The 4,148-nt window shown below is 48.7% G+C and carries 4 rRNA genes (1 of these 4 cut by a window edge); all 4 read left to right on the top strand.

The window, feature by feature from the left end:
* A 23S ribosomal RNA gene (locus tag I588_RS23355) occupies positions 1-698 on the top strand; the annotation flags it as partial.
* A 65-nt stretch (positions 699-763) separates the two neighbouring features.
* Positions 764-879 (top strand): 5S ribosomal RNA (gene rrf, locus I588_RS23350).
* Between the two features lie 485 nt (positions 880-1,364).
* Positions 1,365-2,923, top strand: a 16S ribosomal RNA gene (locus I588_RS23345).
* 253 nt (positions 2,924-3,176) lie between these two features.
* Positions 3,177-4,148: ribosomal RNA gene (locus I588_RS23340) — 23S ribosomal RNA — on the top strand; it runs 1,940 nt beyond the window's last position.

Below are 4,148 nucleotides of genomic sequence, written 5' to 3'. Positions count from 1 at the left end.
ACAGCCCTGATCGGGCTGGGAGACAGTGTCAGATGGGCAGTTTGACTGGGGCGGTCGCCTCCTAAAGAGTAACGGAGGCGCCCAAAGGTTCCCTCAGAATGGTTGGAAATCATTCGCAGAGTGTAAAGGCACAAGGGAGCTTGACTGCGAGAGCTACAACTCGAGCAGGGACGAAAGTCGGGCTTAGTGATCCGGTGGTTCCGCATGGAAGGGCCATCGCTCAACGGATAAAAGCTACCCTGGGGATAACAGGCTTATCTCCCCCAAGAGTCCACATCGACGGGGAGGTTTGGCACCTCGATGTCGGCTCGTCGCATCCTGGGGCTGTAGTCGGTCCCAAGGGTTGGGCTGTTCGCCCATTAAAGCGGCACGCGAGCTGGGTTCAGAACGTCGTGAGACAGTTCGGTCCCTATCCGTCGCGGGCGTTGGAAATTTGAGAGGATCTGTCCTTAGTACGAGAGGACCGGGATGGACTTACCGCTGGTGTACCAGTTGTCTCGCCAGAGGCATCGCTGGGTAGCTATGTAGGGAAGGGATAAACGCTGAAAGCATCTAAGTGTGAAGCCCACCTCAAGATGAGATTTCCCATTTCTTTAAGAAAGTAAGATCCCTGAGAGAAGATCAGGTAGATAGGTCAGGAGTGGAAGTGCAGTGATGTATGGAGCGGACTGATACTAATCGATCGAGGACTTAACCAAAAAAACTCGGAAGAGTTTATTTTCTGATCCAGTTTTGAGTGAGCGAAACTTACTCAAGTAAATAGTGTGGTGGCGATGGCAAGAAGGATACACCTGTTCCCATGCCGAACACAGAAGTTAAGCTTCTTAGCGCCGATTGTAGTGAAGGGTTTCCCTTTGTGAGAGTAGGACGCCGCCACGCGAAGTAGATCATCCAATTGCGGATGATCTTTTTTTGTTAAAATAATACTTAAAAAAAAGTTTGATTTAGTTGTTGACTTTAACCTCATTAATTGGTATGATACAAAGCGTTGATAAATCTTGTTCTGACAACAAAAAAAGGATAAAATTATTTTTTATTTTATTCGAAATTCCAGTTGACAGTTCATGTGGTTTAGGTTATTATAACTAAGTTGCTGATTTGAGACGCAAAACTTTCCAACGAAAGAAATAAAAAACTTTCAAGAAAGTTATTGACAAACAGCCGGCAACCTGATAAGATTTAAGAGTTGCTGATGCAACACGAAACACACGATTTTATCAAGTAGACCTTTGAAAACTGAACGAATAAAACAAACCAAATGTGTAGGGCGCTTCTATATAATAGAAGCAAACAACATAGCAAGCAATTGCTAGCGAATCAATTTTTAAATTGAGCTGAACAGTCGCAAGACTGTTTCAAACACTTTTTATGAGAGTTTGATCCTGGCTCAGGACGAACGCTGGCGGCGTGCCTAATACATGCAAGTCGAACGCTTTTTCTTCCACCGGAGCTTGCTCCACCGGAAGAAAAGGAGTGGCGAACGGGTGAGTAACACGTGGGTAACCTACCCTCGAGCGGGGGATAACACTTGGAAACAGGTGCTAATACCGCATAACAAAGAAAACCGCATGGTTTTCTTTTGAAAGGCGCTTTTGCGTCACTCGAGGATGGACCCGCGGTGCATTAGCTAGTTGGTGAGGTAACGGCTCACCAAGGCAACGATGCATAGCCGACCTGAGAGGGTGATCGGCCACATTGGGACTGAGACACGGCCCAAACTCCTACGGGAGGCAGCAGTAGGGAATCTTCGGCAATGGACGAAAGTCTGACCGAGCAACGCCGCGTGAGTGAAGAAGGTTTTCGGATCGTAAAACTCTGTTGTTAGAGAAGAACAAGGGTGAGAGTAGAAAGTTCACCCCTTGACGGTATCTAACCAGAAAGCCACGGCTAACTACGTGCCAGCAGCCGCGGTAATACGTAGGTGGCAAGCGTTGTCCGGATTTATTGGGCGTAAAGCGAGCGCAGGCGGTTTCTTAAGTCTGATGTGAAAGCCCCCGGCTCAACCGGGGAGGGTCATTGGAAACTGGGAAACTTGAGTGCAGAAGAGGAGAGTGGAATTCCATGTGTAGCGGTGAAATGCGTAGATATATGGAGGAACACCAGTGGCGAAGGCGGCTCTCTGGTCTGTAACTGACGCTGAGGCTCGAAAGCGTGGGGAGCAAACAGGATTAGATACCCTGGTAGTCCACGCCGTAAACGATGAGTGCTAAGTGTTGGAGGGTTTCCGCCCTTCAGTGCTGCAGCTAACGCATTAAGCACTCCGCCTGGGGAGTACGACCGCAAGGTTGAAACTCAAAGGAATTGACGGGGGCCCGCACAAGCGGTGGAGCATGTGGTTTAATTCGAAGCAACGCGAAGAACCTTACCAGGTCTTGACATCCTTTGACCACTCTAGAGATAGAGCTTCCCCTTCGGGGGCAAAGTGACAGGTGGTGCATGGTTGTCGTCAGCTCGTGTCGTGAGATGTTGGGTTAAGTCCCGCAACGAGCGCAACCCTTATTGTTAGTTGCCATCATTTAGTTGGGCACTCTAGCGAGACTGCCGGTGACAAACCGGAGGAAGGTGGGGATGACGTCAAATCATCATGCCCCTTATGACCTGGGCTACACACGTGCTACAATGGGAAGTACAACGAGTCGCGAAGTCGCGAGGCTAAGCTAATCTCTTAAAGCTTCTCTCAGTTCGGATTGTAGGCTGCAACTCGCCTACATGAAGCCGGAATCGCTAGTAATCGCGGATCAGCACGCCGCGGTGAATACGTTCCCGGGCCTTGTACACACCGCCCGTCACACCACGAGAGTTTGTAACACCCGAAGTCGGTGAGGTAACCTTTTGGAGCCAGCCGCCTAAGGTGGGATAGATGATTGGGGTGAAGTCGTAACAAGGTAGCCGTATCGGAAGGTGCGGCTGGATCACCTCCTTTCTAAGGATAAGCTAGGTGACAGCAATGTTGCCTAGCGTTACGGAAGACTACACAGGCTTGCTTTTATTCGTTCAGTTTTGAGAGGTTTACTCTCAAAACATTTCGTTCATTGAAAACTGGATACAGAAAATAAACAAACAAACCGAGAAAAACACCGCGTTGAATGAGTTTTTTAATAGTTCAATTGCTTTTTTTATTGGTCGGACTTCTATCGCTAGAAGAGAAGATCAAGAACCAACCGTAAGGTTGATAAGGTTAAGTGAATAAGGGCGCACGGTGGATGCCTTGGCACTAGGAGCCGATGAAGGACGGGACTAACACCGATATGCTTCGGGGAGCTGTAAGTAAGCTTTGATCCGGAGATTTCCGAATGGGGAAACCCAGCATCTTTGATAGGATGTTACTTTTCAGTGAATACATAGCTGATTAGAGGTAGACGCAGAGAACTGAAACATCTAAGTACCTGCAGGAAGAGAAAGAAAATTCGATTCCCTGAGTAGCGGCGAGCGAAACGGGAAAAGCCCAAACCAAGATGCTTGCATCTTGGGGTTGTAGGACTCCGATATGGTAGTTTATTCAGATAATCGAAGGACTTGGAAAAGTCTGCTAGAGAGGGTAAAAGCCCCGTAGATGAAATTTGGATAGCACCTAGGAGGATCCTGAGTACGGCGGAACACGAGGAATTCCGTCGGAATCCGGGAGGACCATCTCCCAAGGCTAAATACTCCCTAGTGACCGATAGTGAACCAGTACCGTGAGGGAAAGGTGAAAAGCACCCCGGAAGGGGAGTGAAATAGATCCTGAAACCGTGTGCCTACAACAAGTCAAAGCCCGTTAATGGGTGATGGCGTGCCTTTTGTAGAATGAACCGGCGAGTTACGATTACTTGCGAGGTTAAGTCGAAAAGACGGAGCCGCAGCGAAAGCGAGTCTGAAATGGGCGAATGAGTAAGTGGTCGTAGACCCGAAACCATGTGATCTACCCATGTCCAGGTTGAAGGTGCGGTAAAACGCACTGGAGGACCGAACCCACGTACGTTGAAAAGTGCGGGGATGAGGTGTGGGTAGCGGAGAAATTCCAAACGAACTTGGAGATAGCTGGTTCTCTCCGAAATAGCTTTAGGGCTAGCCTCAGAGTGAGAATGATGGAGGTAGAGCACTGTTTGGACTAGGGGCCCATCTCGGGTTACCGAATTCAGATAAACTCCGAATGCCATTCATTCATC

Origin of the sequence: Enterococcus pallens ATCC BAA-351, from assembly GCF_000407485.1 — a bacterium.
Taxonomy (GTDB): domain Bacteria; phylum Bacillota; class Bacilli; order Lactobacillales; family Enterococcaceae; genus Enterococcus_A; species Enterococcus_A pallens.
This window is presented reverse-complemented; position numbering and strand designations above follow the sequence as displayed.